21 protein-coding genes are annotated in these 24738 nt (G+C 71.7%); 5 read left to right on the top strand and 16 right to left on the bottom strand.

From position 1 onward, the window contains the following. Positions 1–176: 176 nt before the first annotated feature. The 6 genes from L7N97_RS18425 to L7N97_RS18400 all read right to left on the bottom strand — a co-directional run bounded on the left by L7N97_RS18425 (position 177) and on the right by L7N97_RS18400 (position 7337). Entirely contained in the window at positions 177–1484 is a 1308-nt protein-coding gene (locus L7N97_RS18425; RefSeq protein WP_237479752.1) for a UDP-glucose dehydrogenase family protein, read from the bottom strand. Between the two features lie 251 nt (positions 1485–1735). Beyond that, positions 1736–2611: a PfkB family carbohydrate kinase gene (locus L7N97_RS18420; protein ID WP_237479751.1), complete on the bottom strand. Its 876-nt coding sequence runs from the start codon at positions 2609–2611 to the stop codon at positions 1736–1738. A 33-nt stretch (positions 2612–2644) separates the two neighbouring features. Beyond that, positions 2645–3622, bottom strand: a complete 978-nt coding sequence (locus L7N97_RS18415) for an ABC transporter permease (protein ID WP_237479750.1) — start codon at positions 3620–3622, stop codon at positions 2645–2647. A 36-nt stretch (positions 3623–3658) separates the two neighbouring features. After that, on the bottom strand, positions 3659–5161 hold the full coding sequence (locus tag L7N97_RS18410; RefSeq protein WP_237479749.1) for a sugar ABC transporter ATP-binding protein: 1503 nt from the start codon (positions 5159–5161) through the stop codon (positions 3659–3661). 58 nt (positions 5162–5219) lie between these two features. Beyond that, positions 5220–6272: a sugar ABC transporter substrate-binding protein gene (locus L7N97_RS18405; RefSeq protein ID WP_237479748.1), complete on the bottom strand. Its 1053-nt coding sequence runs from the start codon at positions 6270–6272 to the stop codon at positions 5220–5222. A 75-nt stretch (positions 6273–6347) separates the two neighbouring features. After that, on the bottom strand, positions 6348–7337 hold the full coding sequence (locus L7N97_RS18400; protein WP_237479747.1) for a sugar phosphate isomerase/epimerase family protein: 990 nt from the start codon (positions 7335–7337) through the stop codon (positions 6348–6350). Positions 7338–7878: 541 nt separating this feature from the next. Between L7N97_RS18400 and L7N97_RS18395 the strand changes: the two genes are divergently transcribed. After that, a complete protein-coding gene (locus tag L7N97_RS18395) occupies positions 7879–8742 on the top strand; it encodes a MurR/RpiR family transcriptional regulator (protein WP_237479746.1) in 864 nt (287 codons plus the stop codon). A gap of 72 nt (positions 8743–8814) precedes the next feature. On the opposite strand, the gene L7N97_RS18390 is transcribed toward L7N97_RS18395, so the two are convergent. From L7N97_RS18390 to L7N97_RS18375, 4 genes are read right to left on the bottom strand one after another with little or no spacing between them, the layout of a single operon-like run. Then, the gene (locus L7N97_RS18390; protein WP_428981004.1) at positions 8815–9579 is read right to left on the bottom strand and encodes an SDR family oxidoreductase; all 765 of its coding nucleotides are present in this window, start codon (positions 9577–9579) and stop codon (positions 8815–8817) included. A gap of 2 nt (positions 9580–9581) precedes the next feature. Beyond that, positions 9582–10781, bottom strand: coding sequence for a mandelate racemase/muconate lactonizing enzyme family protein (locus L7N97_RS18385; protein ID WP_237479744.1), 1200 nt, complete (start codon positions 10779–10781; stop codon positions 9582–9584). Next, positions 10778–11944: an aminotransferase gene (locus L7N97_RS18380; protein WP_237479743.1), complete on the bottom strand. Its 1167-nt coding sequence runs from the start codon at positions 11942–11944 to the stop codon at positions 10778–10780. The genes L7N97_RS18385 and L7N97_RS18380 overlap by 4 nt, the downstream gene beginning before the upstream one ends. Beyond that, complete coding sequence (locus L7N97_RS18375; protein WP_237479742.1) at positions 11941–12984, bottom strand: histone deacetylase family protein; 1044 nt, start codon at positions 12982–12984, stop codon at positions 11941–11943. Before L7N97_RS18375 ends, L7N97_RS18380 begins: the two co-directional genes overlap by 4 nt. 119 nt (positions 12985–13103) lie before the next feature. Between L7N97_RS18375 and L7N97_RS18370 the strand changes: the two genes are divergently transcribed. Beyond that, a complete protein-coding gene (locus L7N97_RS18370; RefSeq protein WP_237479741.1) occupies positions 13104–13982 on the top strand; it encodes an aldose 1-epimerase family protein in 879 nt (292 codons plus the stop codon). A 152-nt stretch (positions 13983–14134) separates the two neighbouring features. Then, the gene (locus L7N97_RS18365) at positions 14135–14335 is read left to right on the top strand and encodes a hypothetical protein (RefSeq protein ID WP_237479740.1); all 201 of its coding nucleotides are present in this window, start codon (positions 14135–14137) and stop codon (positions 14333–14335) included. 34 nt (positions 14336–14369) lie between these two features. Here L7N97_RS18365 and L7N97_RS18360 read toward each other — a convergent pair whose 3' ends face one another. Then, the gene (locus tag L7N97_RS18360) at positions 14370–15143 is read right to left on the bottom strand and encodes a gamma-glutamyl-gamma-aminobutyrate hydrolase family protein (RefSeq protein WP_237479739.1); all 774 of its coding nucleotides are present in this window, start codon (positions 15141–15143) and stop codon (positions 14370–14372) included. Between the two features lie 115 nt (positions 15144–15258). Further along, on the bottom strand, positions 15259–15687 hold the full coding sequence (locus L7N97_RS18355; protein WP_237479738.1) for a CHRD domain-containing protein: 429 nt from the start codon (positions 15685–15687) through the stop codon (positions 15259–15261). 457 nt (positions 15688–16144) lie between these two features. Between L7N97_RS18355 and L7N97_RS18350 the strand changes: the two genes are divergently transcribed. Continuing rightward, positions 16145–16474: a hypothetical protein gene (locus L7N97_RS18350; protein ID WP_237479737.1), complete on the top strand. Its 330-nt coding sequence runs from the start codon at positions 16145–16147 to the stop codon at positions 16472–16474. 312 nt (positions 16475–16786) lie between these two features. Here L7N97_RS18350 and ettA read toward each other — a convergent pair whose 3' ends face one another. After that, positions 16787–18442 carry an energy-dependent translational throttle protein EttA gene (gene ettA, locus L7N97_RS18345; protein WP_237479736.1) on the bottom strand — a complete coding sequence of 552 codons (1656 nt, stop codon included), beginning with the start codon at positions 18440–18442 and terminating at the stop codon, positions 16787–16789. A gap of 152 nt (positions 18443–18594) precedes the next feature. Between ettA and L7N97_RS30335 the strand changes: the two genes are divergently transcribed. Then, positions 18595–20580: a P-loop NTPase fold protein gene (locus L7N97_RS30335; RefSeq protein ID WP_237479735.1), complete on the top strand. Its 1986-nt coding sequence runs from the start codon at positions 18595–18597 to the stop codon at positions 20578–20580. A 144-nt stretch (positions 20581–20724) separates the two neighbouring features. Here the strand turns inward: L7N97_RS30335 and L7N97_RS18335 are convergent, their stop codons facing one another. From L7N97_RS18335 to L7N97_RS18325, 3 genes are all read right to left on the bottom strand, one after another. Beyond that, on the bottom strand, positions 20725–21672 hold the full coding sequence (locus L7N97_RS18335; protein WP_237479734.1) for an ABC transporter substrate-binding protein: 948 nt from the start codon (positions 21670–21672) through the stop codon (positions 20725–20727). A 160-nt stretch (positions 21673–21832) separates the two neighbouring features. Beyond that, the gene (locus tag L7N97_RS18330; protein WP_237482300.1) at positions 21833–22816 is read right to left on the bottom strand and encodes an ABC transporter permease subunit; all 984 of its coding nucleotides are present in this window, start codon (positions 22814–22816) and stop codon (positions 21833–21835) included. Positions 22817–22922: 106 nt separating this feature from the next. Beyond that, positions 22923–24572 (bottom strand): sugar ABC transporter ATP-binding protein, encoded by a 1650-nt coding sequence (locus L7N97_RS18325; protein WP_237479733.1) that lies wholly within the window; start codon positions 24570–24572, stop codon positions 22923–22925. Positions 24573–24738 lie beyond the last annotated feature (166 nt).

Here is a 24738-nt window from a genome sequence, read left to right as displayed (position 1 = left end):
GGCCCTGAGGCGATGATCCAACCCCGTGACGCTCAGGTGATCGACGACGCGCGCCACGGCTCGGCCGCCCTGCCAAGCTACAGGGCCGAACCCAGATCGGCGAACAGCAAACCCGCTCCCGCCGTGTCGATGCGACGCGTGGTGACGCTCGAGCGGCTCGCCCCCGCCGTTTCCGGTCAGGCCGGGCGGCCGATCGCGGTGTGGCTGAAGCCGTGGCGCGCCACCTCCTCCGGAGGGTAGATGTTGCGCAGGTCGACCAGCACCGGCGCCCGCATCAGCGCCTTGATGCGGTCGAGGTCGAGCGCCCGGAAGGCGTCCCACTCGGTCACGATCACCAGCGCGTCGGCGCCCTCCGCGCAGGCGTAGGGGTCGGGCGCGAAGGCGATGCCCTCCACCATGCCCCGCGCCGCCTCCATGCCCTCGGGATCGTAGGCGCGCACGCGGGCGCCCCCGTCCTGCAGGGCCGCGATCAGCGCCAGCGCCGGCGCGTCGCGCATGTCGTCCGTGTTGGGCTTGAAGGTCAGGCCCAGCACCGCGACGGCCTTGCCGCGCAGGGACCCGCCGCAGGCCGCGACGACCTTCTTGGCCATGGAGCGCTTGCGCTGGTCGTTGACCGCCACGACGGTCTCGACGATGCGCTGCGAGGCGCCGTGGTCCTGCCCGGTCTTGATCAGGGCCAGCGTGTCCTTCGGGAAGCAGGAGCCGCCGTAGCCCGGCCCGGCGTGCAGGAACTTCGGGCCGATGCGGTTGTCGAGCCCGATGCCGCGGGCGACCTCCTGCACGTCGGCGCCGACGCGCTCGCACAGGTCCGCGATCTCGTTGATGAAGGTGATCTTGGTCGCCAGGAAGGCGTTGGCGGCGTATTTCGTCAGTTCGGCCGTGCGGCGCGAGGTCCACACGATCGGCGCCTGGTTGAGGTAGAGCGGGCGGTACAGCTCCTGCATCACGGCGCGCGCGCGGGCGTCCTCGACGCCGAGCACGATGCGGTCCGGCCGCTTGAAGTCCTCGATGGCGGCGCCCTCGCGCAGGAACTCGGGGTTCGACGCCACGGAGAGTTCCGCGTCGGGACGGGCCTCGCGGATGATGCGCTCCACCTCGTCGCCGGTGCCGACCGGCACGGTGGACTTCGTCACCACCACGGTGGGGCCGGCGAGCGCCGCGGCGATCTCGCGCGCCGCGCCGTAGACGTAGGACAGGTCGGCGTGGCCGTCGCCGCGGCGCGACGGGGTGCCCACCGCGATCATCACCACCTCGGCCGAGGCCACGGCGGCGGGCAGGTCCGCCGTGAAGGAAAGGCGGCCCGCGCGGGCGTTGGAGGCCACGAGGTCGGCGAGGCCCGGCTCGTAGATCGGCATCTCGCCCCGCCGCAGCATGGCGACCTTGGCGGGGTCGTTGTCGACCGCCACCACGGCGTGGCCGAAGTCGGCGAAGCAGGCGCCCGATACCAGGCCGACGTAGCCCGAGCCGATGATGGCGATGCGCATGCTGATCCGCTTCCGATGACGCCGACGCGTCCCGCCCGGCTGAGGCGCGTGATTAACGGCTCGCGTCCGGGGCGGCAAGCGAGCCACCGCGGCCCCGAAGGAAGGCACGGCAGAGGAGGTCGGCGCTGGCGGTTCGCGGGCGATCGCCGCGGGCCCGGCCGAGATCACAGCCGCCGCGGACCGGCCGGCCTTCGCCGGGCGCGAAGCGCAGGGCGGTGAACGGCGAGCCCCCCGGCGGTCCGCGGCGCGCGTCAGCGCAGGTGCTCCGGGGTCGAGACCAGCCGCGCGGCCTCGCGGTTGGCCGCGTCGAGCCCGGCCGCGAGGGACGCGCCCCTCGCCAGCGCGGCCGCCAGCGTGCCGACGAACGCGTCGCCGGCCCCGTGCGTGCTGGCGACCGCGATCGGCAGGGCGGGGATCGACAGGGCCAGCCCGTCGCGGTCGGCCGCCGCGACGCCGTCGCCGCCCGCCGTCACCACCACGGTCGCGCAGAGGGAAGTCAGCGCCCGCGCCGCCGCGAGGGCGCGCTCCAGGCCGTCGACGGCGCCGCCGCCGAGCATCTCCGCCTCGACGGCGTTGACCACGAGGACGTCGACGTTCGCGGCGAGGTCGGTCGTGAAGGGCCGGGCCGGGGCGGCGTTGAGCATTGTCCGCACGCCGTGCCGGCGCGCCCGCGCCGCGAGGGCCGCGTTGACGGCTTCCGGGATCTCGTTCTGCAGCACCAGCACCCCCGCCGAGGCGAGCCGCTCCTCGTCGAGCTGGTCCGGCGAGGCCGACAGGTTGGCGCCCGACACGATCACGGCCCCGTAGTCGCCCCCGTCGTCGAAGATCGCCACGCTCATGCCGGAGCCGGCCCCCGCGCGGGTCGCCACGGCGGCGCGGTCGACGCCGGCCCGGTCGAGGTCTGCCAGGAGCGCGCGGCCGAAGTCGTCGTCCCCGACCGCCCCCACCATCGCGGTGCCGGCGCCGGCCTTCGCGGCCGCCACGGCCTGGTTGCCGCCCTTGCCGCCGCATTTCGGCGCCCAGCTCCGGCCCGTCACGGTCTCGCCCTTGCGGGGCCGGTCGGGCGCGTCGACCATGACGTCGTAGTGCAGGCTGCCGGCGACGACGACGAGGGCGCGTTCGGTCATGGTGATCCTCGGGGCGGGGGCGGTGCCGGAGCGTCAGGCCCGGCCGCGGGTGGCGCGGTCGACCAGCATGGCGAGCAGGATGATGATGCCGGTCGCGAGCAGCTGGTAGAAAGCCTGGACGTTGAGCAGGGTCAGGCCGTTGCGCATCGCGCCGAGGATCACGGCGCCGAGCAGGGTCCCGACGATGCTGCCCTTGCCGCCCATCAGCGACGCGCCGCCGATGGCCGAGGCCGCGATGGCGTCGAGCTCCCACAGATTGCCGAGGATCGGCTCGGCGGCGCCGAGGCGGCCGATGAGGATCAGGGCCGCGAGGGCCGCCAGCACGCCGGACATCACGTAGGCGCCGATCTTGGCCAGCGCGATCGGCACGCCCGCGATGTGGGCCGCCTCCTCGTTGCCGCCGACCGCGAGCAGGTACTCGCCGAAGGGCGTCTTGCGCAGGACGATCCCGGCCAGCACCGCCACGACGATCACCACCACGACGGAGGCCGGGATGCCGAGCAGGCTGCCGTTGGCGACGGCCCGGAAGGCCTGCGGCACGCCCAGGATGGGGTTGCCCCCCGTCGAGATCAGCGCCAGCGCCCGGTAGGTGCTGAGCGTGCCGAGCGTCACGATGAAGGGCTGGAGCCCGCCGAAGGACACGAGCGCCCCGTTGACGGCGCCGCAGAGCGCGCCGAGGCCGAGGCCGGCGAGCAGCGCCAGCGGCACCGGCACGCCCTTGGCCATCAGGGCCGCCGACAGCACCGCGGCCAGCGCCGCCGTGGGCCCGACCGACAGGTCGATGCCGCCCGAGATGATCACCAGCGTCATGCCGAGCGCCACGCAGGCGTTGATGCTCGACTGCTGGAGGATGTTGAGGAGGTTGCGCTCGGTGAGGAAGCCCGGCGCCAGGGCCGCGAACACGGCGGCGATCAGCAGGAGACCGATCAGCGTCCCGAAGTCCCGGAGGTTGAAGCGGAGCTTCGGCAGGGTCGCGGGCGCGGGGAGCGCGGCGTCGTCGGTGGCCGGCATGGGGATCTGATCCTTCTCGGGTTCGTGCGGCCGGGCTCAGGCGGCGTCGGAGCGGGGGACGGCGTGGGCCACGATGGCCTGTTCGGTCAGCGCGTCGCGGCCGAGCTCGGCCGCGATGCGGCCCTGGCGCATCACGAGGACGCGGTCGGCGAGGCGGATGATCTCGGGCAGCTCGGAGGACACCACGATCACCGACTTGCCCTCGGCGGCGAGGCGCTCGATCAGGGCGTAGATCTCGGCCTTGGCGCCGATGTCGATGCCGCGCGTCGGCTCGTCGAAGAGCAGGATCTGCGAGCCCGCGGCGATCCAGCGGGCGATGATGGCCTTCTGCTGGTTGCCGCCGCTGAACAGGCGGATCGGGCGGTCGAGCAGGAACGGGCGCAGGTTGATGCCCTGCAGGATCTCGGACGCGGTGCGGCGGAGGGCGCTTCGCCGCACGAGGCCGCGCGGCGCGAAGCGCTTCATCGAGGGCAGCGCCACGTTGTTGACCACCGAGCGCTGCGGCACGATGCCGTCGCGCTTGCGCTCCTCGGGCACGAGGCCGATGCCGGCCGCGATGGCGGCGCGCGGGTTGCGCGTACTGATCGGCCGGCCGTTCAGCTCCACCGTGCCGGCGGTCGGCCGGTCGGCGCCGGCGATGAGGCGCAGCAGCTCGGTCCGGCCGGCGCCGATCAGCCCGGCGATGCCCAGCACCTCGCCGCGCCGGAGGTCGAAGCCGGCGTCGACGACGCGCGTGCCGGACGAGAGCCCGCGGACCCTGAGCACGGTCTCGTCCGTCGCCGAGGAGCGATGGTGCGCCACCGCCAGCGTGCGGCCCACCATCATGGACACGATGGCGGCCTCCGTCGTGGCCGCGAGGTCGACGGCGCCGACCAGCGTGCCGTCGCGCATCACGGTCGCGCGGCCGCAGACTTTGAACACCTCGTCCATCTTGTGGGACACGTAGATGATCGACACGCCGTCCCGCGCGAGCTGCGCGATCACGGCGGCGAGGCGCTCGAACTCGCTCGGCGTCAGGCTCGACGTCGGCTCGTCCATGGCGATGATGCGGGCGTTCTTCAGCAGCGCCCGGGCGATCTCGACGATCTGCCGCTGCGCCACCTTCAGCGACCCGATGGGGGCGCCGGGCGGGATGGCGGGGTCGAGCCGCGCCAGCGCGGCCGCGGCCCGCCGCTCCTGTTCGGCCCGGTCGACGAAGAGCCCGCCGCGGGTGAGCGAGCGGCCGAGGAACATGTTCTGCGCCACCGTCAGCTCCGGCACCTGCTGGAGCTCCTGGTGGATCATGGCGATGCCGGCCTTGCGGGCGTCGACCGGCCCCCGCAGCGCCACCACCGCGCCGTCGACCGCGACCGTGCCGCCGTCGGGCTTCATCACGCCCGACATGATGCGCAGCAGGGTCGACTTGCCGGCCCCGTTCTCGCCCAGCAGCGCGTGGACCTCGCCGGGGCGGACGCGGAGCTCGACGTCGCCGAGCGCCCGCACGCCCGGGAACGTCTTGGTCAGGTTCTCGATGTGGAGGCGGAGAGCGGGGTCGGGCATGGGTCGGGGCCGGTCCTTCCAGGGGGTGCCGGCGGCGGGCGCGCCGCCGGCGGGCGGGTCACTTCGAGGCGGCGGCGTCCTCGATCAGGACCTTGCGCTCGTCGACGCCCTGGCCCTTGTAGCGCTCGACGTTGTCCTTGGTGATCAGCGCCTGCGGGGTCGCCACGACGCGGGGCAGGTTCTCCTTGGCGACGATGCGCAGCGCCGCCTCCATGGCGATCTCGCCGGTGAGCACGGGGAAGCTGTCCACCGTGCCGGTGAGCTCGCCGGCGCGGATCGACACGTAGGCGTCCGAGATGCCGTCGGTGCCGAACACCGCGACCTTGCCGAGCAGGCCGGCGGCCTTCACGGCCTCGACCACGCCGAGCGCCATCGTGTCGTTGTTGCAGTAGAAGCCGACGAGGTCGGGGTGCTGCTGCAGGATGGTGGTGGCGTCGTCGTAGGAGAGCTGGCGGTCCCAGTTGCCGGGCACGCTGGCCACCACCTGGAACTTGGAGCCGTCCTTGGCGAGCGTCGCCTTGAAGCCGTCGGTGCGCTGCACGGCCGCGTAGACGCCGGCCTGGCCCTCGATCACGGCGACCTTGCCGCCGGCCGGCCGGTTGGCGATGAACCAGCGGGCCACGCGCACGCCGTTGTCGCGCTGGACGTTGCCGACGTAGTGGGCCGCCTGCGGGATCACGGCGTCGTTGACGTTGACGACCGGGATGCCGGCCGCCTTGGCCTCGTCGAGCGCGGGCTGGAGGTTGGCGTCGGTCTGGGGCGACAGGAGCAGGACGCTGTAGCCCTGCGTGATCATGTTCTCGGCGATCGACAGCTGGCCGAGCTGGTCGCCCTCGCTCTGCGCCGCCTGGTAGGTGACCGGCACGCCGGCGGCCTTGCCGAAGGCCTCGTAGCCCTGGCCGAGCAAGCGCCAGTATTCGTTGGTGAGCGTCTTCGACACGCCGCCGGCCTTCGTGCCGGCCGGCATCTTCGGGAAGGGCCCGAACTTGGCGGCGAGCTGCGACCAGTCGATCCGGTCGGGCTCGCTGTCGGAGTTGAGGGGCTTGAGGTCCTGGGCGGCGAGCGGGGACAGGACCAGCGTCATGACGCCGGCGAGCAGAAGCGCTTTCATGGTGTTTCCTCCTGGACGAAGCTGATATCGGTCCGGCCGCCTCGTTGGGCGGCCGACGGATCTGGGTCGGGCCTGTCAGGGCCCGAACATCACGTCCCGCACGATGGTCTGCGTCGAGACGGCGTCCTGCAGCGCGATGGCGGCGGACAGGCGGTTGTCGGCGTCGAGCCGCTCGACGACGCGGAGCATCCGGCCGACGGTGGCGATGTTGGCCTCGCATTCCCGCACGGGGTCGAGGCCGGTGAGGTCGGGGAAGGTGTCGAAGTAGATCGGCCCGTCGAAGCCGGAGCGCTTCACCTCGCGCAGGAGTTCGATGGTCTGGACCGAGTGGACCGCGCCCACCATCAGCCCGTCGTCGCGCTTGGCGTAGCCGTCGTTGAGGTGGACGCCGAGCAGGCGGCTGTGCCGGGCGATGAGGGCCGCCGCGAAGGCGGGCTGCTCGTCGGCGTAGAGCACGTGGGCGAAGTCGAGCGTCACGCCGGTGTTCGGCATCCCGACCTCCTTGAGCGCCAGCAGCGTCGTGGCGCAGTCGGGCATGAGCGAGTAGGAGCGCGGCTCGTTGGGCTTGTACTCGATGCTGATCAGGCACTCCGGGTCGTGCGCCGCAACCTCGCGGATGCCCTCGACCTCCTGAGCCCAGACCGCGGCGTAGTCGGCCTGGAACGCGTAGTCGAAGCCGTCCTGGCCGAGCCAGATCGTCATCAGGTTCGAGCCCGCCTCGCGGGCGGCGTCGATGCCGCGCTTGGTGAGGTCGATGGCCTCGCGCCGCACCGCCGGGTCGGGGTTGGTGAAGGCACCGATCTTGAAGGCGGGGTTCGAGTAGTAGCGCATCGCGAGGCCGTTGACCGACAGGCCGAGGTCGCGGATCGCCTGCCCGGTCGCCCGCGCGTCGGGCCCGAGGTGGTCCGGGTAGTTGAGGTCCACGTCGGTCAGGCCTTCCGCGGTGGCGGCGCGCTCCGCCATCTGGAGCGGCGTCGGCTTGCCGTGGCCCGCAGGCCAGTACGCGTCGGGCTTGGACGCGAAGGAATTCAAGCGCGTCGCGAAGCGCGGCGGGGTGGACTGCACCGGTTTGGCCTCCCTGTGATTGGCCACAAAATCACAGATTTCCGTATTTTTGTAAAGTAGCCGCGGTGAAAAATCTCACCGCCTTCGCACCCGTCTCCGCCCGGCACTCCGAGCGGAATTCGGCGTTGCACCCCAGGCAGCCCCGCGAAGCGCGAGACGGGATGGGTTCGGCAGCACAGGTTTCGTGAGCGCGATCACTACAAGATCACGATCGGATATGATCTTATGAAGATCGCATCCGCAGATCCGACGGCTCCGCGCTGCCCGGCGCCGTCGGACCGGCTCGATCAGGAGAGGCTTCCATGCACCCGGCGACGACCCGCCCCACGGCGATGTCCACCACAGCGCGGCTCCGGCCGCCGGAGCGTCCTCGCGTGGCCGGCCCGTGAGCCCGTGCCCTGCCCCTCGGCCTCCCGGGCTCCATGGTGCGAGCTTCCTGTCCCGCGAAGCCTTCGACGAGAGCCTTGACGCTCGGCGGCCCCATCGGGGCAGTGTGGGGCGAGGCGGCGCTTCGGCGGCCGCGGCCGTGAGGAGAGGGACGATGACGGACGTGACGGATCCGAAGTCGGTCGGTCCGCGGATCCGGATGATGATGCCGAACCTGACCCCGCTCGAGGCGCGGGTCGTCGACACCGTGTTCGGCCGCCGCGACTTCAGCGACGCGACGGCCCTGAAGGACGTGGCGGAGGACGCCGGCGTGTCCGAGGCCATGGTGGTGAAGATCGCCAAGAAGCTGGGCTTCGCGGGCTACCGCGACTTCCGCGCCAACGTCGCCGAATACGTCCGCCTGCCCATCGCCGAGATGCACGAGGAGCTGTCGCCGGACGACACGGCGGGCGAGATCATCCAGAAGGTGTTCCGCGCCTCGACGCAGGCGCTGGAGGAGACGCTGGCGATCGCCGACGTCGAGGCCTTCGAGCGCGCCGCCGGCCTGATCCACGCCGCGCGGCGGCGCGACCTCTACGGCGTCGGCGGCTCGGCCCAGATTGCGCGGGACGTGTCGCACAAGATGCTGCGCATCGGCGTGCGCGCCACCGTCTTCGACGACGCCCACATGATGGCGATGTCGGCGGGCCTGCTCGGCCAGGACGACCTCGCGATCGGCTTCTCGCACAGCGGCGCGACGCTGATCGTGCTCGACGCGCTCCAGCTCGCGCGCCGCAACGGTGCGAGGACGATCGCGGTGACCAACTACCTCGGCTCGCCGATCGCCGAGGCGGCCGACGTCGTGCTGTGCTCGACGGCGCGCGGCTCGCCGCTGCTCGGCGAGAACGCGGCCGCCCGCGTCGCCCAGCTCACCATGCTGGATGCGATCTTCGTGCTCGTGGCCCAGCGCGACTATGCCACCGCGGAGCGCAACCTGACGCGAACCCAGGACGCCGTGCGGGGCAAGAGGAAGAACTGAGCCGACCGCGGGGACGAGGACGCGCGCAGCCGCGGCCCTGTTCCGGCCGCCCTGGCGACGCCGGCACCGTCCTCACAGCACCGCCAGCATCCCCCCGTCCACGTAGATGATCTGGCCGTTGACGTAGTCGGAGGCGCGCGAGGCCAGGAACACCGCGGCGCCGACCAGCTCCTCGGGCCGGCCCCAGCGCTGCGCCGGCGTGCGGCCCACCACCCAATCGTTGAAGGCGGGGTCGTCGACCAGCGCCTGGTTCATGTCGGTCAGCATGTAGCCGGGCCCGATGGCGTTGGCCTGGATGCCGTGGCGCGCCCATTCGGCCGTCATGGCCTGCGTCAGCATCTTGATGCCGCCCTTGGCCACCGTGTAGGGCGCCACCGTGGCGCGCGCCGCCGCGCTGGTCAGCGAGCCGATGTTGACGACCTTGCCGGCCCCGCGCGGGATCATGCGTCGCGCCGCCTCGCGCCCGACCACGAAGGCGCTCGTCAGGTTGGTGTCGATCACGCGGCGCCAGTCGGCGGTGTCGAGCTCGACCATGGGCCGGCGGAACTGGATGCCGGCGTTGTTGACCAGCACGTCGACGGCGATCCCCTCGGCGTCGAGCCGCCCGAAGGCCGCCACCACGGCGGCCTCGTCGGTCACGTCGAAGGGCGCCTCGTGCACCGTGTGGCCGGCGGCCCGCAGCGCCGCAGCGGTCGCGGCGAGGCGCCCCGCGTCGGCGCCGTTGAGCACCAGCGCGGCGCCGGCCTCGGCCAGCCCCTCGGCCATGGCGCGGCCGAGCCCGCGCGAGGAGCCGGTGACGAGCGCGGTGCGCCCGGAAAGATCGAACAATCCGGCCACCGTCACAGCTCCGAGCGCCGCACGGACAGGTCGGACCGCGCGAACACGGCCGGCTGAAGCTCCGTGCCGAGCCCCGGCCCTTCCATCGGCAGCACGTGGCCGTCCGCGATCGTCGGCATCACCGTCACGAGCTCCCTGTACCAGCCCGTGTAGAAGGCGCGCACGCTTTCCTGGATCAGCGTGTTGGGCTGCGAGAAGGAGGCGTGGATGCCGGCGACGAAGCCGACCGGCCCCACGCAGTCGTGCGGCGCGAAGGGGCGGTGGTAGGTGTCGGCCAGGGCCGCGATCTTGCGCCCCTCGGTCAGGCCGCCGGTCCAGCACAGGTCCGCCATCACGACGCTCATCGCGTCCCGGTCCAGCATGTCCTTGTAGGGGAAGCGCGAGCCGAGCGTCTCGCTGGCGCAGATCCAGGTGGGGGTGGAGCGCGCCAGCTCCGCCAGCGCCTGCGGCGAGTTCATGCGGATCGGGTCCTCCAGCCAAGTCGGCGCGTAGGGCTCGAGCCAGCGGGCGATCCTCTTCGCCATGGGCAGGTTCCACAGCGAATGCATCTCGACCATGATCTCGATGCGGTCGCCGACCGCGCGGCGGATCCTCTCGAAGGGGTCGAGCGCGGCCTTCAGCTCGTCGACCGTGATGTGCACGCCGTCGTTGGCGATGGCGGCCGGATCGAAGGGCCAGATCTTCATGGCCGTGATGCCCTGCTCCAGCAGGCTCTCGGCGAGGGCGTCGGCGCGGGTCATGAAGCCGTTGAGGTCCTCGAAGGGCCCGGCGGACTCGTCGAAGTTCCAGGTGGAGACCGGCTTGATGTCGTTCGAGCGCACGTAGCCGTAGCCCGCGCAGGTGTTGTAGATGCGCTGGCGCGGCCGGCACAGGCCGCCGAGCATCTGGTGCACGGGCTGGCCGCACACCTTGCCGAAGGCGTCCCAGAGCGCGATGTCGACCGCCGAGGCCGCGCGGTATTCGACGCCGGTGCTCGCCTGCGCCATCGGCAGGTTCAGCATCTCGCGGTGCAGGGCCTCGATGTGGAGCGGGTCCTTGCCCAGGAGCCGGCCCGCCAGCGTGTCGTGGAGGTGGGCCTCGACGGCCCCGGCGACGTAGAAGGTTTCGCCGAGGCCGACCACGCCGGCGTCGGTGTGCACGCGCACCCACAGCACGTTGGCGAACTCGGCCGTGCGCAGCGTCTCGATCGCGGTGATCTTCATCGGGCTCCTCCGAGGATCGCGAGGCGCTCCGCCAGGCCCGCCACGGCGTCGTCGCCGAGGTTGGGATAGGCGAAGCGCAGGTGGTCCTCCTGGCCGGGGCCGAAGAAGGAGCCGGGCAGCGCCAGCAGGCCCGCCTCGGCGCAGAGCCGCTCCGCCGCGGCCTCGGCCGAGCCGCCGAGCGGGTGGCGCACGTAGGCGAAATAGGCGCCGATCGCCGACACCGACCAGCCCGGCGCCGCCGCGACCGCCGCGGCGAAGAGCGCCGCGCGGCGCGCGACGGCGTCCCGCGTGCCGGTGCGCCAGCCGCGCGTGCCCTCCACCGCCCAGGCGACAGCCGCCTGCGCGGCGCGGGGCGGGCAGATGGTGACGCAGTCGAGCACCTTGGCGACCTCGGCCAGCAGCGGGCGGCCCGCCACGGCGGCGCCGAGCCGGTGGCCCGGCACGGCGTAGCTCTTCGAGAAGGAGTAGAGGTGGATCAGCGCGTCCCGCCAGTTCGGGTCGCGGAACAGGCCGTGCGGGCGCGCGCCGCCGGGCAGGAAGTCGCGGTAGGTCTCGTCCAGCACCAGCGCGATGCCGGCCTCCCGCGCCAGCGCCAGGAAGCCGGCCAGAACCTCCGGCGGGTAGATGGCGCCGGTGGGGTTGTTGGGCGACACGAGCACGATGGCGCGCGTGGCGGGGCCGATCAGCGCCCGCGCGGCCGCGACCGAGGGCACGAAGCCGTCGGCGGCGCGGCAGAACAGCGGCACCGCCACGATGCCCTGGATGTCGAGCGCCATCTTGTGGCTGAAGTACCAGGGCGTCGGCACGATCGCCTCCTCGCCCCGCCCCGCCACCGCCATCATGGCGACCGCGAAGGCCTCGTTGCAGCCCGAAGTGATCGCGACCTCGTCGGGCGCGACCGCGGCGCCGTAGAGCGCCGACACGTCGGCCGCGAGGGCGGCGCGCAGGGCCGGCTCGCCTGTGATCGGCCCGTAGCCGGCGTGGGCCGGGTCGCCCGCGGCGGCGGCCATGCGCTGGAGCAGCGCGTCCGGCGGCGGCACGCCCGGCACCGCCTGGGCGAGGTCGACGAGCGGGCCGTGCCGGCCGTCGTAGGCGGCCCGCCAGAGCGCCGCCGCGGGGACGGGCGGGGGCGCCGTGGCGGCGACGAGCGGGTTGATTCTCAAGCGGAGAAGCCCTCCAGAAAGGCGTCGAGGCAGGGCCCGATGGCGTCGAGCGCGTAGCCGCCCTCCTGCACGACGAGCGTGGGCAGGCCGAGCGCGGCGAGCCGCCGCCCGACCGCGTGGAAATCCGCGGCGTCGAGCTTCAGCACGCCGATCGGGTCGTCGCGGTGGGCGTCGAAGCCGAGCGCCACCACCAGAGCCTCGGCGCCGAAGCCGCGCACCCGCTCGGCCGCCGCGTCGAGCGCCGCCGCCATGGCGTCGCCGCCGGAGCCGTGCGGCAGCGGCAGGTTCAGGTTGAAGCCCTCGCCGGCGCCGTGGCCCGCCTCGGCGGCGTAGCCGGTGTAGAACGGGTAGTAGTCGCTCGGGTCCGCGTGGATCGAGACGGTGAGCACGTCCGCGCTCGTGTAGAAGATCTGCTGCGTGCCGTCGCCGTGGTGGGCGTCGACGTCGACGATCGCCACGCGGGCGAAGCGGGTTCCGAGCCGCCGCGCCGCCACCGCCGTGTTGTTGAGGTAGCAGAAGCCCGAGGCGCGGTCGGCGCGGGCGTGGTGGCCGGAAGGGCGGCACAGCGCGTAGGCGGAGCGCTCGCCGGCCACCAGGGCGTCGGCCGCCGCGGCGGCCGTCTCGTTCGAGCGCAGGGCCGAGGTCCAGGTGTCCGGCCCCATGGGCACCGACAGGTCGCCGAGGTACCAGCCGGCCTGGCCGATCAGCCCCGTCGCCGGGCAGTCCGGACGCGCCGCCTCGCCGGGCCGCCCGCTCCAATACGGGAAGGTGTTGGGCCAGACCTCGGGGCCGCGGTCCGGCAGGGCTTCCCAACGCGCCCAGGCGGTCTCGAGGAAGCGCAGGTAGGCGGGCGTGTGGACCGCGAGCGCCGGGCCGGTGCCCAGCGCCGGCGGGGGCTCGACCGCGACGCCGCGCCGGGCCAGGGCGCCGAGCAGCCGCTCGGTGCGGGCCGGCAGGTCGCGCACGGGGGCGAGGCGGCCGAAGCGCATGTACTGCTGCGGCGCGTGCAGAACTTGGTCGGGGTGGTGGAAGGCGCGCATGGGGGCTCCGTCGCGTCCGGGAGGATGGGGCGCCGGACCGCCTCTGTCCATGCGCCGGATGACGGCGGCGCCCGATCGCGCCATGATGTTCCCCGCGAGATCCAGCGGGGGACGGGCGCATGGCTGACGGCAGGGCTGAGACGGTCGAGATCGGCACACCGCAGCTCCGGGCCGAGGTCGCCCTGCACGGGGCCGAGCTCGTGCGGCTGCGGGACGAGGCGGGCCGCGACCTGCTGTGGGACGGCGACCCGGCCTACTGGACCGGGCGGGCGCCGATCCTGTTCCCGATCGTCGGCCGGCTGAAGGGCGACCGCCTGATGGTGGACGGCGTCGCCCACCCCATGCGCCAGCACGGCATCGCCCGCACCTCCGATTTCCGCCTGATGGCGCACGACGGCGCGTCCTGCCGGCTGCACCTCACCGCTGACGACGCCACCCGCCACGCCTATCCGTTCGACTTCGCGCTCGACCTCGACTACCGGGTCGAGGGCGCGACCCTGACCATCGCCGGCACGGTGCGGAACGCCGGCGCCATCCCCATGCCGGCGTCCTTCGGCTTCCACCCGGCCTTCCGCCGCCCCCTGCCCTACGGGGCCGACCCCGTCGTCACCTTCGCCGAGGAGGAGCCCGGGCCGATCGCCGCCGTCGCGGGCGGCCTCCTGTCCGACGAGCCCCGGCCCTCGCCGGTGGAGGGCCGGACGCTCGCCCTCACGCCCCACCTGTTCGACGACGACGCGCTGATCTTCCTCAGCCCCCGCAGCCGCTCGGTGCGCTACGGCACGCCGGGCGGGCGCGGCCTCACGGTCGACTTCGCCGACATGCCGCAGCTCGGCATCTGGTCGAAGCCCGGCGCGCCCTTCCTGTGCATCGAGCCCTGGTCGGGCCACGCCAGCCCGGCCGGCTTCGACGGCGACGTGACGGAGAAGCCCGGCATGGCGCTGCTGGCGCCCGGCGAGCGCCGGACCTTCGCGATGCGGGTGACGCTGGACGCCCCATGACCGCCGCCGGCGCGGCGCGATCAACGAGCGTGATCCAGAGCATCAGATCATTTGATCTCTTGAGTTCATTGCATCAACAATACTCATCTCCCACATGGGGTGTCACGACAGGCTCGCGCCGGGCATCGACGGGGCCGAGAGGAGACACGGCCATGGACAACCCCTTCCACTACGACCCGATCGAATACCGCGACCAGGTCGCCCACATCGCCGAGCACGTCGTGGCGAACGACGACGCGCTCCCCACGGTGGCGCCCCGGATCGAGGTCGAGATCAACAGCTACCACGGGCCGGCGATCGCCGAGGCCGAGCGGGAGCGCCTGGGCCGGATCTACCCGCGGCTCCACCGCTGAGCCGCCCGGCGGCCGGCGCGCCGCCGGCCGGGCGTCAAGCTCGCCCGCGCCGGTAGCGCGCCGCGGCGTCCCCGAAGGCCTCGAACAGCGCGCGGTTCACCGGGTTGGTCTGCGGATCGTATTCCGCGTGCCACTGGACGCCGAGCGCGAAGCCGGCGGCGTCCCGGATGCGGATCGCCTCGGCCGTGCCGTCCTCGGCCACGCCCTCGACGACGACGCGTCCGCCGACGCCGTCGAGCCCCTGACCGTGCAGCGAGTTGACCCGGATGCGGTTTCGCCCGAACAGTTCGGCGAAGGCGCCGCCGGGAACGAGGTCGACGTCGTGCCGGTCGGCGAAGATGACCTCCAGATCCGGGTGGATCTCCCCGTTCTCCAGCCGCGGCATGCGGTGGTTCATGCGGCCGGGCAGGTCGCGGATCTCGGGGTGGAGCGAGCCGCCGAAGGCGACGTTGAACTCCTGGAAGCCGCGGCAGATGCCGAACACCGGCAGGCCCGCCGCCACGCAGGCCTCGATCAGCGGCAGCGCCAGCGAGTCCCGCTCCTGGTCGTAGGGCTCGTGGCTGGGGTGGTGCTCCGCGCCGAAGCGGGTCGGGTGGACGTTGGCGCGGGCGCCCGTGAGCAGAACGCCGTCGACCGCCCCCATCAGGGCCGCGAGGTCGGTGATGTCGGGCGTGCCGGCGAACATCAGCGGCAGCGCGCCGGCCACCTCCGCCACCGCCTTCATGTTGGCGCGCGCGGCGAGCTGCGCGGGGTAGCGGTTCTCGACCACGTGGCCGTTGCCGATGATCCCGATGACGGCCCTGGCCATCCCTGCCCTCCGACGGTGGCGGGCCGGGGCGGCCCGCCGATGGTTTCCGGGCCGGCAATATCCGTTCCACTTCGCCCGGGGAAGCGGGACCGCCGCGCGGGCGGCCCCGGCGCGATCAGTTCGCCTTGAGGACCTGCCCGCGCATCTCGCCGGCCTTGTTGGCCGCGGTGTGAATGTTGAAGTACATGTCGCCGTCGGTGAGGGCCTTGGCCTGCTCGTCCGTGAGCGTGGCGCTGCCCTTGATCGGGCTGGCGAGGTCGCCATTGATCGGCACCATCACGGGGGCGTTCTTGCCGACGGGCGCGGGGCCGTGGAAATGCGCCGCCGTGGCGGGGCCGGTCAGGCCCGAATAGGTGACGCCGTAGCTCAGCAGCTTGGAGGCGGTGTCGTAGGTGGCGGCGAGCTCGCCCTGGCCCTGGCTGTTGGTGACCGGGGGCACCTCGCTGGAGGGCAGGATGGTGGCCTTGTAGTTCACCGTCTCGGCCGCCGCGGGGAGCGCGAGGGCGGCGAAGGCCGCGGCAGCCAGAAGCATTGAAGAGCGCATGGTGATCCTCCCGTGGGGGCCGGCGCCGGCCCGTCCCTGGTTTATGGGGCGACGACGGCCGAGGCCAAGCTCGGAAACCGATTGCGTACTACGGCGCCTCAACGGCCACCCTGCCCGAGGGGGTTCGCAGGCTCACCTTGTTCGAAACAGCCATATGCGATGGTGCCACCTTCCGCAGCCGTCGAAAGCCGTCGATGGCGCATATTCGCCGGAGCGCTTCCGGGGTGCTTACAGCTTCTCGGCCCAATCTCGCGCGAACTGGGCTCCGCGAGGACCCAAAAGGATTTCTCGACTTTGATGCGGGTTCAAACCCATAGAGCAATCCGCCGTCAGTCATCTCAAGGTTGAGAATCGATGCGATTTAATCGCTATCATTGGTTGCATGGCTCTCACACCTCCTTTAGTGATGGATCGCTTTCCGGAAAGCACACCTCGAAGAAATTGTGGAGATATAATCGTGCAAAAGATTAAGCAGTTTCGCATGAGGAACAATGGAGGTTTCGTCTGTGCGGGCCAGATCCAGTACATCGACCAGAACGGAAACGTTCAGATGACAGAGACCGCAGGCAATATACCGATTGGACAGGGTGAGTGGGTCGACCCCGGCTCCCTCGGAGTACCTGATGGCTCCCCTATCATGCTGTGCTTCAATATCGTCCTTGGCAGCAACAGGACAGCCGGACAATATTATATGTCCGACACAAGCAGCAATCAATACGCTGAATATGATATCACAGGAACTACCCTGAACAGTCATGTCCACTTTGATGGCGTGAAGTCATCGTGAGTTAAGCAAAAATCAGAGCTTAGGACCACTTCTCGTCGGGATGACGCACGTTTCAACCGCGGACAACTCCGTCCTGACCGATTTTGGGGTCGAGATGATGGTCTCCTGATAGGGCGACCGCACAACCATCATTGTCCGGTTGTCCCAAGCCTTCTGAAAGCGTTCGCCGGACGTTTCTTCTCAGTCCACCGCCATGGGCACAACTTATTGGTGGCAGTGCCGAGCTCTGCAATCCGATGACTCAACAGAGTGGCCTCCGACCCCGCGGACATGCCGCGGGGTTCACAGTCGACACCTCGACCAACGCAGGTTTCAGCGCGAGAACTTTTTGTACTTCATGCGGTGGGGGACGAGCTTGTCGACGCCGAGGCGGCGCTTCTTGTCCTCCTCGTAGTCGGCGAAGTTGCCCTCGAACCATTCCACGTGGCTGTCGCCCTCGAAGGCCAGCATGTGGGTGGCGATGCGGTCGAGGAAGAAGCGGTCGTGGCTGATGATCACGGCGCAGCCCGCGAAGGCCAGGAGCGCGTCCTCCAGCACCCGCAGCGTGTCGACGTCGAGGTCGTTGGTCGGCTCGTCGAGCAGCAGGACGTTGGCGCCCTTCTTCAGCATCTTGGCGAGGTGCACGCGGTTGCGCTCGCCGCCCGACAGCGAACCCACCTTCTTCTGCTGGTCGCCGCCCTTGAAATTGAAGGCCGAGCAGTAGGCGCGCGAGTTGATCTCCTTCTTGCCGAGGTAGATCACCTCCTGGCCGTCGGAGATCTCCTCCCACACGTTCTTCTTCGGGTCGAGCGCGTCCCGCGACTGGTCGACGTAGCCGATGTCGACCGAGTCGCCGTGCTTGATCGTGCCGCTGTCGGGCTCGACCTGCCCGGTGATCATCTTGAACAGCGTGGTCTTGCCGGCGCCGTTCGGCCCGATGATGCCCACGATGCCGCCCGGCGGCAGCTTGAACGACAGGTCGTCGATCAGCAGCCGGTCGCCGTAGCCCTTCTTGAGGCCCTCGACGTCGATGACGTTGCGGCCGAGCCGCTCCGCCACCGGGATGACGATCTGGGTGATCGAGGGCACGCGCTCCTCGCTCTTGGCCAGCAGGTCCTCGTAGCGCTGGATGCGGGCCTTGCTCTTGGTCTGGCGGGCCTTCGGCGAGGAGGCGATCCACTCGCTCTCCTGCTCCAGCGCGCGCTGGCGCGCCTCGTCCTCGCGGCCCTCCTGCAAGAGGCGCTTCTGCTTCTGCTTCAGCCAGGTGGAATAGTTGCCCTCGTAGGGGATGCCCCGGCCGCGGTCGAGCTCCAGGATCCAGCCCGTGACGTTGTCGAGGAAGTAGCGGTCGTGGGTCACGATCAGGATCGCGCCCGGATAGGACCGCAGGTGCCCCTCCAGCCAGGACACCGTCTCGGCGTCGAGGTGGTTGGTCGGCTCGTCGAGGAGCAGCATCTCGGGCTTCTCGAGCAGCAGCTTGCACATGGCGACGCGGCGGCGCTCGCCGCCCGACAGGCTTTCCACGTCGGCGTCCTCGGGCGGGCAGCCCAGCGCGTCCATGGCCTGGTCGACCTGGGCGTCGAGGTCCCACAGGTTCTGCGCCTCGATCTCGTCCTGGAGCGCCGTCATCTCGTCGGCGGTCTCGTCCGAGTAGTTCATGGCGAGCTCGTTGTAGCGGTCGAGGATCGCCTGCTTCTTGGCCACGCCGAGCATGACGTTGCCGCGCACGCCGAGCGCGGGGTCGAGCTGCGGCTCCTGCGGCAGGTAGCCCACCTTGGCGCCCTCGGCCACGAAGCCCTCGCCGGTGAACTCCTTGTCGATGCCGGCCATGATGCGCAGCAGCGTCGACTTGCCCGCGCCGTTCACGCCGAGGACGCCGATCTTGGCGGTCGGATAGAAGGACAGGTTGACGTTGTCGAGCACCTTCTTGCCGCCGGGATAGGCCTTGGTCAGGCCCTGCATGTGATAGACGAACTGGTTGGCTGCCATGGGGAGTCGGGCCGTCGCGCGCTGGTGGATGGGGGATTGGAGCTGGAGGTAGCAGCCCGCCGGGACGCGTTCAAGCGCGCCCGCCGACGGGGGCCGCCACACATGCGTCAAGCTCAAGCCCTACCGCGGCTCCCGAGTTTCAGGAGTTGCCCGTGACATCGACCGCCGTCGCATCCTACCAGCCGGTCCCGGCCGAGCCGGCCCCGCGGCCCGTCGGCGCCGCCGACGGGCTGCCCGTCTTCGCCAGCGACGGCGCGGACGGGCTCGACCAGGCCGCGGCGGCGGGCCTGCTGGCGGAGCTCGCCATGCACCGCCGCGCCGAGACGCCGCTGTCGGTCGGGATCTTCGGGCCGCCCGGCTCGGGCAAGACGCGGTTCCTCGCGACCCTGCTCGACGCCGCGGCCCGCCTCGGCGCGGCGGCGGGCGCCGCCGCCGGCACGACACCCTTCCTGTCGCGCGTCGTGACGGCGCGGGCCGAGGCCGTGCCGGGCCGGAACGCCGTGTCGCTGCTGGTCGACGCCGTGCTGTCGTCGCTGGCGGAAGCGCATCCGGCCTTCGCCGAGACCGCCGTCCACGCCGGGAGCGACCCGCGCGAGGCCGCGCGCCTGGCGGGCGAGCGCGTCAACGCCCTGCGCCGCGCGCTCGACGGCGAGCGGCAGACGCTGGACGAGCTGTCGAGCCGCCGCGCGCGGCTGACCGACGCCGTGCTGTTCGACGCCTCGGGCTCGCGGCTCGACGGCTTCGCGCGGGCCAACCGCGGGCGCATCGAGGCGCGCCTCGCCGGCTTCGGGATCGGCTCCGGCGACCCCGTCCGCACCTACAAGGAGCTGGTGCGCCAGGGCGCCGAGGCGGGCGGCGGCTCCCGCCTCGGCCTGACGCTGAGGGCGCTCTGGGCCTACGAGGGCCAGGGCCGTCTGCTCGTGCTGGCGGCCCTGCTCGTCGCCCTCGGCTGGGCCGCGGGGGCCGGCGCCGACAATCCGGACGCGGTGGCGAGCTGGCTCGCGGGCTTCGGCGACCGCTTCACCGCGGCGACCGACTGGGGCCGCGCGCACCTCGACCTCCTCCAGCCGGTGAGCCGCATCGCCTTCGCGCTGGCTGCCCTGGCGCTGCTCGCCGACGTGGTGCGGGCGGCGCGCTTCCTCGGGCCGATTTTCAAGGGCGCGGCCCTGCTCAAGGGCGACCTCGCGGCCCGGCGCCGCGACCTCGACGGCCTGCTGGCGCACCAGACGCGGCGCGTGGACGGCCTCGCGGCCGAGGCCGAGGCGGCCGGGCACGGCGCCGAGGCGGCGCAGCGGCGCGCGGAGGAGCGGCGCGGCGGCGGCGGCCTGTCCGACCACGGCGCCGCGCTGGCGGGCGAATTGTTCGGCCTCGCGCGCACGCCCGAGATCGCGGCGGACGGGTTCTTCGCCGAGCTGAGCCGGGGCATGGCGGCGGGCGCCGAGGGTGCGCCCGAGCGCGTCGTCATGGCGCTCGACGGGCTCGACCGGCTGCCAGCGGCCGAGGCGGCGGCGTTGCTCGGCGCGGCGGGACGGCTCCTCGCCCGCCCGGGATTCGCGCTCGTGACGGCGCTGGACCGCGACGCCGCGGCGGAAGCGCTCGGCGAGACCGACCCCGCGGGAGCCGCCTCGCGGCTCGACCGGGCCGTGGGCGTCTCCTACGACCTCCGTGCCGCGGGGCCCGACGTGTCGGCGCTGGCCGGGCGGCTGCTCGACCCCAGGGTGGCGGAGGAGCGCGCAGCGCCGGCCGTCGACGGGACGCGCTCGGCGCTCGACCGCGCTCACGAGCCCTACGAGGCCGAGCTGGTGTCGCGGCTCGCGCCCTTCGCGGGCAGCACCCCGCGGGCCGTCAAGCGCTTCGTCAACGCCTATCGGGTCGCGCGGGCGGACCCGCGGCTCGCGCGCGCGGCGCCGGCCTGCTTCGCCATGCTGGCGCTCGGCCTCGCGCTCGACGGAGCGGGCGCGGGCAGCGAGCTTGCGGGCTTCGACGCCGACGTAGCGCGGGGCAGGGTCACGGTGGACCCGGCGTCCGAGTTCGGACGCGCCTTCGCGGCCGCCATCGGCACGGTCGGCCAGGAGGCCGCCGCCGCGGACCTGCGCCGGGGGCTGGCCGTGGCGCGGAGCTACGGGCGCCGCGGCTGAGCCGAGGGAGGCGGGGCGGGGCGCCGCCCCGAACCGCTTCGAGGCTCCGCGACACCGACGCAGAAGAGCCCGCCCCGCGGGGGCGGGGCGGGCTCTCGATCGTTCAGGATCCGCCGGGGGGTGACGCCCGACGGTCGGCCGGGTTCAGCGGTCGGCCTGCCAGCCCTTGTAGTCCTTGACGTTGTCGCGGGTGACGAGCGTCGAGGGCACGAGGGTGATCTTCTCGGCCGGAGCCTTGCCGTTGAGGAGGTCGACGCCGATGTCGACGCCCTTGCGGGCGAGCGAATAGGGATCCTGGCTGGCGGAGGCCTGGATCATCGGCGTCTTCGGGTCCTTGAGGGCCGCCTCGATGTCCGGCGCGCCGTCGACCGACGTGATGATGATGTTGTTGCGGTTGAGCTGCTGGGCCGCGAGGTTGGAGCCCAGAGCCTGCGGGTCGTTGATGGTGAAGATCGCCTGCACGTCGGGGAAGCGCGTCAGCAGCGACTTCATCACGGTGAGGCCGGCGTCGCGCTGGCCCTTGCCGTCCTGGTCGGACGACAGGAGCTTCATGTCGGGCGCCTTGGCGAGGGCGTCCTTGCAGCCCTTCACGCGGTCGATCACCGACGACACCTGCGGGCCGTTCTCGATGATGACGTTGCCCTTGCCGGCCAGCTTGTCGATGAAATACTGGCAGGCGATCTGCCCGGCCTGGACGTTGTCGGTGGTCACGGCCGCGTCGGCCCCGTCCGCGTAGGTGTCGACGGCGATCACCTTGATGCCCGCCTTCTGGGCCTTCTCGATGGCGGGCTTCAGCGCCTTGGGGTCGCCGGGGTTCAGCAGGATGATGTCCACGCCGGCCGCGATGAAGTTGTCGATCTGGTTGACCTGCTTGCCGAGGTCGTAGTCGTAGCCGAATGTCAGGATCTTGACGTTCGGGTTGGTCTTCTTGGCCTCGTATTCGGCGCCCTTGCTCAGCGCGATGAAGAACGGATTGCCGAGCGAGCCCAGCGAGATGCCGATGGACTTCAGCTCCTTGGCCTGGGCGCTGCCGGCGGCACCGCCGGCCACGAGCGCCAGGGCGGCGCCGGCGAGCAGGATCTTCTTCAACATGGGGTCTCCCTGGGTGGTGTCTGGTTGGCGGCGCCGCTCCGGCGCCGTTCCTTCCCGCCCGGCGCGTGCCGGAGGAATGGGGTGATGGCACGCCGTCTCGGCGCGCGGAAGGACGGGGCGCGCTCCCTGCCGCATCCGGCTGTGGATCGCGCCGCCGGGCTCAGGTGCGGGCGCCGCCCTGGTTGCGCAGCCGGTCGAGCGCCACGGCGCCGATGATGACGAGCCCCTTGATGATGAACTGCCACACGTCCGACACGCCGGCGAGGATGAGGCCGTTGGCCAGCACGGCGATGATGAGGGCGCCGATCAGCGTGCCGACGACCGAGCCGACGCCGCCCACGAAGCTCGTGCCGCCGAGGATCACGGCCGCGATGGCGTCGAGCTCGTAGCCGGTGCCGAGCTGGAGGCCGTTGGCGGACTGGAGCTGCGCGGCCTGCATGAGGCCGGCGAGGCCCGACAGGACGCCGGACGCGCCGTAGACGAAGAGCAGCACGGCCCAAACCTTGATGCCGGACAGGCGCGCCGCGGCGGGGTTGCCGCCCACCGCGTAGATGTGCACGCCCAGCACCGTGCGGCGCAGGATGAACCAAGCCGCCACCACGACCACGAGGGCGATCACGGTCAGCCAGGAGATGTCGCCGATCGGCGTCGGGATGTTGTTGGCGATGCCGGCGAAGGACAGATCCGAATTGAACACCGTCGTGTCGTTGCCGAAGTAGCGCGCGAGGCCGCGCACCGCGGTGAGGGAGCCCAGCGTGACGATGAAGGGCGGCAGCTTCAGCGCGGCGATCAGCGAGCCGTTGATGAGGCCGAAGCCCGCGCCGACCAGCAGCGCGACCGGCACGGTGATGACGCTGTAGTTGGCGATGTTGGCGATGATGAGCGCCGACATGGCCGCGACCGCCAGGATGGAGCCGACCGACAGGTCGATGCCGCCCGTCAGGATGACGAAGGTCATGCCCGTGGCCAGCACGGTGTTGATGGAGGCGAGCTGCGCCACCACCGGCAGGTTGGCCGAGGTGAGGAAGCGGCCCGAGGCGAAGTTGAACGAGCCCGTGTCGGCGTAGCTGCTCAGGAACTGGAACAGGACTGCCAGCAGCACCAGCACGGGCAGCATGCCGGCCGTCTGTATGAAGCTCCGCATGCGCTGCTTGGCGACGGCGGACGTCCCGGCGTCGGTCTTGGCTGGATTGGCGGTGCTCACGGTCCCTGCCCCTCTGTTTCTGTCGTTGGTCGGTCGTGGAACGGCGTCAGTGGCGGGTGGGCGGCGAGGCGCCGGGGTTGTGGCCGATGGCGACCTCGCCGGCCGCGGCCCTGTCGCCGAGTTCGAAGCCGCCGGCCGACGAGCGGTCGGCCTCCTCGGCCGACACCGAGCGGTTGGCCGCCGTGGCGAGCGCGATGATGGCTTCCTGGTTGATGTCGTCGTCGCGCACCTCGCCCTCGAGGTGGCCCTCGCGCATCACGATCACGCGGTCGGCCACGCCCACCACCTCGGCGAGCTCCGAGGAGATGACCAGCACGGCGGCGCCGCCCTTCGCGAGGTCGTCGATGATGCGGTAGATCTCGGATTTCGCGCCGATGTCGACGCCGCGGGTCGGCTCGTCGAGGATCAGCACCATGGGGCGCGTCTCGAGCAGGCGCGACAGCAGGCACTTCTGCTGGTTGCCGCCCGACAGCGAGCCGACCGTGATGTCGGGGCCGGCGACGCGGATCTTCATGGCCGCGATGGCGTCGCGGCAGCGCTGCAGCGCCTTCTTGAGGTCGAGAACGCCGCCCGGCCCGGCGTCCTTCGGACAGATCATCAGGTTGATGTTGTCCTTGGCCGACATGTCGAGCAGCACGCCCTCGGCCTTGCGGTCCTCGGTCAGGTAGACGAGGCCGACGTCGATGGCGTCCTGCGGCGAGCGGATGTCGACGGCCTTGCCGGCCAAGCGGATCTCGCCCGTGGTGCGCGGGTCCGCGCCGAACAGCATCCGGGCCATCTCGGTGCGGCCCGCCCCGACGAGGCCGGCGAGGCCCAGCACCTCGCCGGGGTGGAGGTCGAAGGACACCTTGCGCACGCGGCGCCCGTCGCCGATGTCGCGCACCTCCAGGACGGGAGGCTTGTCGGGCCGGAAGCGCGTCTGCTTCTTGTAGAAGGAGGACAGGTCGCGGCCGACCATCATCTTGACCACCACCTCGGGCGTCATCTCCGAGCGCATGATGGTGCCGACGTACTGGCCGTCGCGCAGGACCGACACCCGGTCGGACAGCTCGTAGACCTCCGCCATGCGGTGCGAGATATAGATGATCGCGAGGCCCTCGCTGCGGAGCTGCCGGACGATGGCGAAGAGCTTCTCGGACTCGCGCGACGACAGGGCGGTGGTGGGCTCGTCCATGACGAGGATCTTGGAGTTGGCGTGCACCGCGCGGCAGATCTCCACCATCTGCTGCTCGGCGATGGACAGCGAGCCCACCAGCGTGCGCGGCGTGAAGGTGGCGCCGAGCCGCTGCAGCACGCCTTCCGAGCCGGCGAACATGGCGCCCCGGTCGATAAAGCCGCCGCGGCGCGGCTCGCGGTTGAGGTAGATGTTCTCGGCCACCGTGAGATTCGGCGCCAGCGCCAGCTCCTGGTAGATGATGGAGACGCCGGCCTCGCGCGCCTCGATCGGGCCGTTGGCCTTCATGGGCTGCCCGGCGATGCGGATCTCGCCGCCGGCGTCCGCCTGGTAGGCCCCCGACAGGGTCTTCATCAGCGTCGACTTGCCGGCGCCGTTCTCGCCCATCAGCGCGTGCACCTCGCCCGGGTAGATGGTGAGGTTGACGTTGGACAGCGCCTTCACGCCCGGAAACGTCTTGGAGATGTTGCGCATCTCCAGGATCGGAGCCCCGGCGGCGGTGCGGGCATCGACCTGTGTCATCGGACGTTTCCCAGATTCCCGGCAGCTTGCGTTGTGTCCAAGCCGTTGCCGGAGAGTGCGAGACCCGCGCCTCGATTGTCAATCGCGGCGGGACCGGAATGTGGCGGCTTTTCGCAGCCAATATCGCTGCAATGCACGCGATGCTTGTTCTTTAGGCAAGCGCTTG

It is taken from the genome of Lichenibacterium dinghuense (assembly GCF_021730615.1).
Classification (GTDB): Bacteria; Pseudomonadota; Alphaproteobacteria; order Rhizobiales; family Beijerinckiaceae; genus Lichenihabitans; species Lichenihabitans dinghuensis.
The sequence above is the reverse complement of the archived record's forward strand: the minus strand, read 5'-3'. Positions and strand labels throughout refer to the sequence as shown.

Excerpts from the sequence above, each read along its gene's own strand:
- L7N97_RS18395 (WP_237479746.1), top strand. The coding sequence starts at position 7,879 with ATGACGGACGTGACGGATCCGAAGTCGGTCGGTCCGCGGATCCGGATG.
- L7N97_RS18415 (WP_237479750.1), bottom strand. The coding sequence starts at position 3,622 with ATGCCGGCCACCGACGACGCCGCGCTCCCCGCGCCCGCGACCCTGCCG.
- L7N97_RS18375 (WP_237479742.1), bottom strand. The coding sequence starts at position 12,984 with ATGCGCGCCTTCCACCACCCCGACCAAGTTCTGCACGCGCCGCAGCAG.
- L7N97_RS18425 (WP_237479752.1), bottom strand. The coding sequence starts at position 1,484 with ATGCGCATCGCCATCATCGGCTCGGGCTACGTCGGCCTGGTATCGGGC.
- L7N97_RS18335 (WP_237479734.1), bottom strand. The coding sequence starts at position 21,672 with ATGTTGAAGAAGATCCTGCTCGCCGGCGCCGCCCTGGCGCTCGTGGCC.
- L7N97_RS18360 (WP_237479739.1), bottom strand. The coding sequence starts at position 15,143 with ATGGCCAGGGCCGTCATCGGGATCATCGGCAACGGCCACGTGGTCGAG.
- L7N97_RS18410 (WP_237479749.1), bottom strand. The coding sequence starts at position 5,161 with ATGCCCGACCCCGCTCTCCGCCTCCACATCGAGAACCTGACCAAGACG.
- L7N97_RS18385 (WP_237479744.1), bottom strand. The coding sequence starts at position 10,781 with ATGAAGATCACCGCGATCGAGACGCTGCGCACGGCCGAGTTCGCCAAC.
- L7N97_RS18420 (WP_237479751.1), bottom strand. The coding sequence starts at position 2,611 with ATGACCGAACGCGCCCTCGTCGTCGTCGCCGGCAGCCTGCACTACGAC.
- ettA (WP_237479736.1), bottom strand. The coding sequence starts at position 18,442 with ATGGCAGCCAACCAGTTCGTCTATCACATGCAGGGCCTGACCAAGGCC.
- L7N97_RS18405 (WP_237479748.1), bottom strand. The coding sequence starts at position 6,272 with ATGAAAGCGCTTCTGCTCGCCGGCGTCATGACGCTGGTCCTGTCCCCG.
- L7N97_RS18325 (WP_237479733.1), bottom strand. The coding sequence starts at position 24,572 with ATGACACAGGTCGATGCCCGCACCGCCGCCGGGGCTCCGATCCTGGAG.
- L7N97_RS18330 (WP_237482300.1), bottom strand. The coding sequence starts at position 22,816 with ATGCGGAGCTTCATACAGACGGCCGGCATGCTGCCCGTGCTGGTGCTG.
- L7N97_RS18370 (WP_237479741.1), top strand. The coding sequence starts at position 13,104 with ATGGCTGACGGCAGGGCTGAGACGGTCGAGATCGGCACACCGCAGCTC.
- L7N97_RS18365 (WP_237479740.1), top strand. The coding sequence starts at position 14,135 with ATGGACAACCCCTTCCACTACGACCCGATCGAATACCGCGACCAGGTC.
- L7N97_RS18355 (WP_237479738.1), bottom strand. The coding sequence starts at position 15,687 with ATGCGCTCTTCAATGCTTCTGGCTGCCGCGGCCTTCGCCGCCCTCGCG.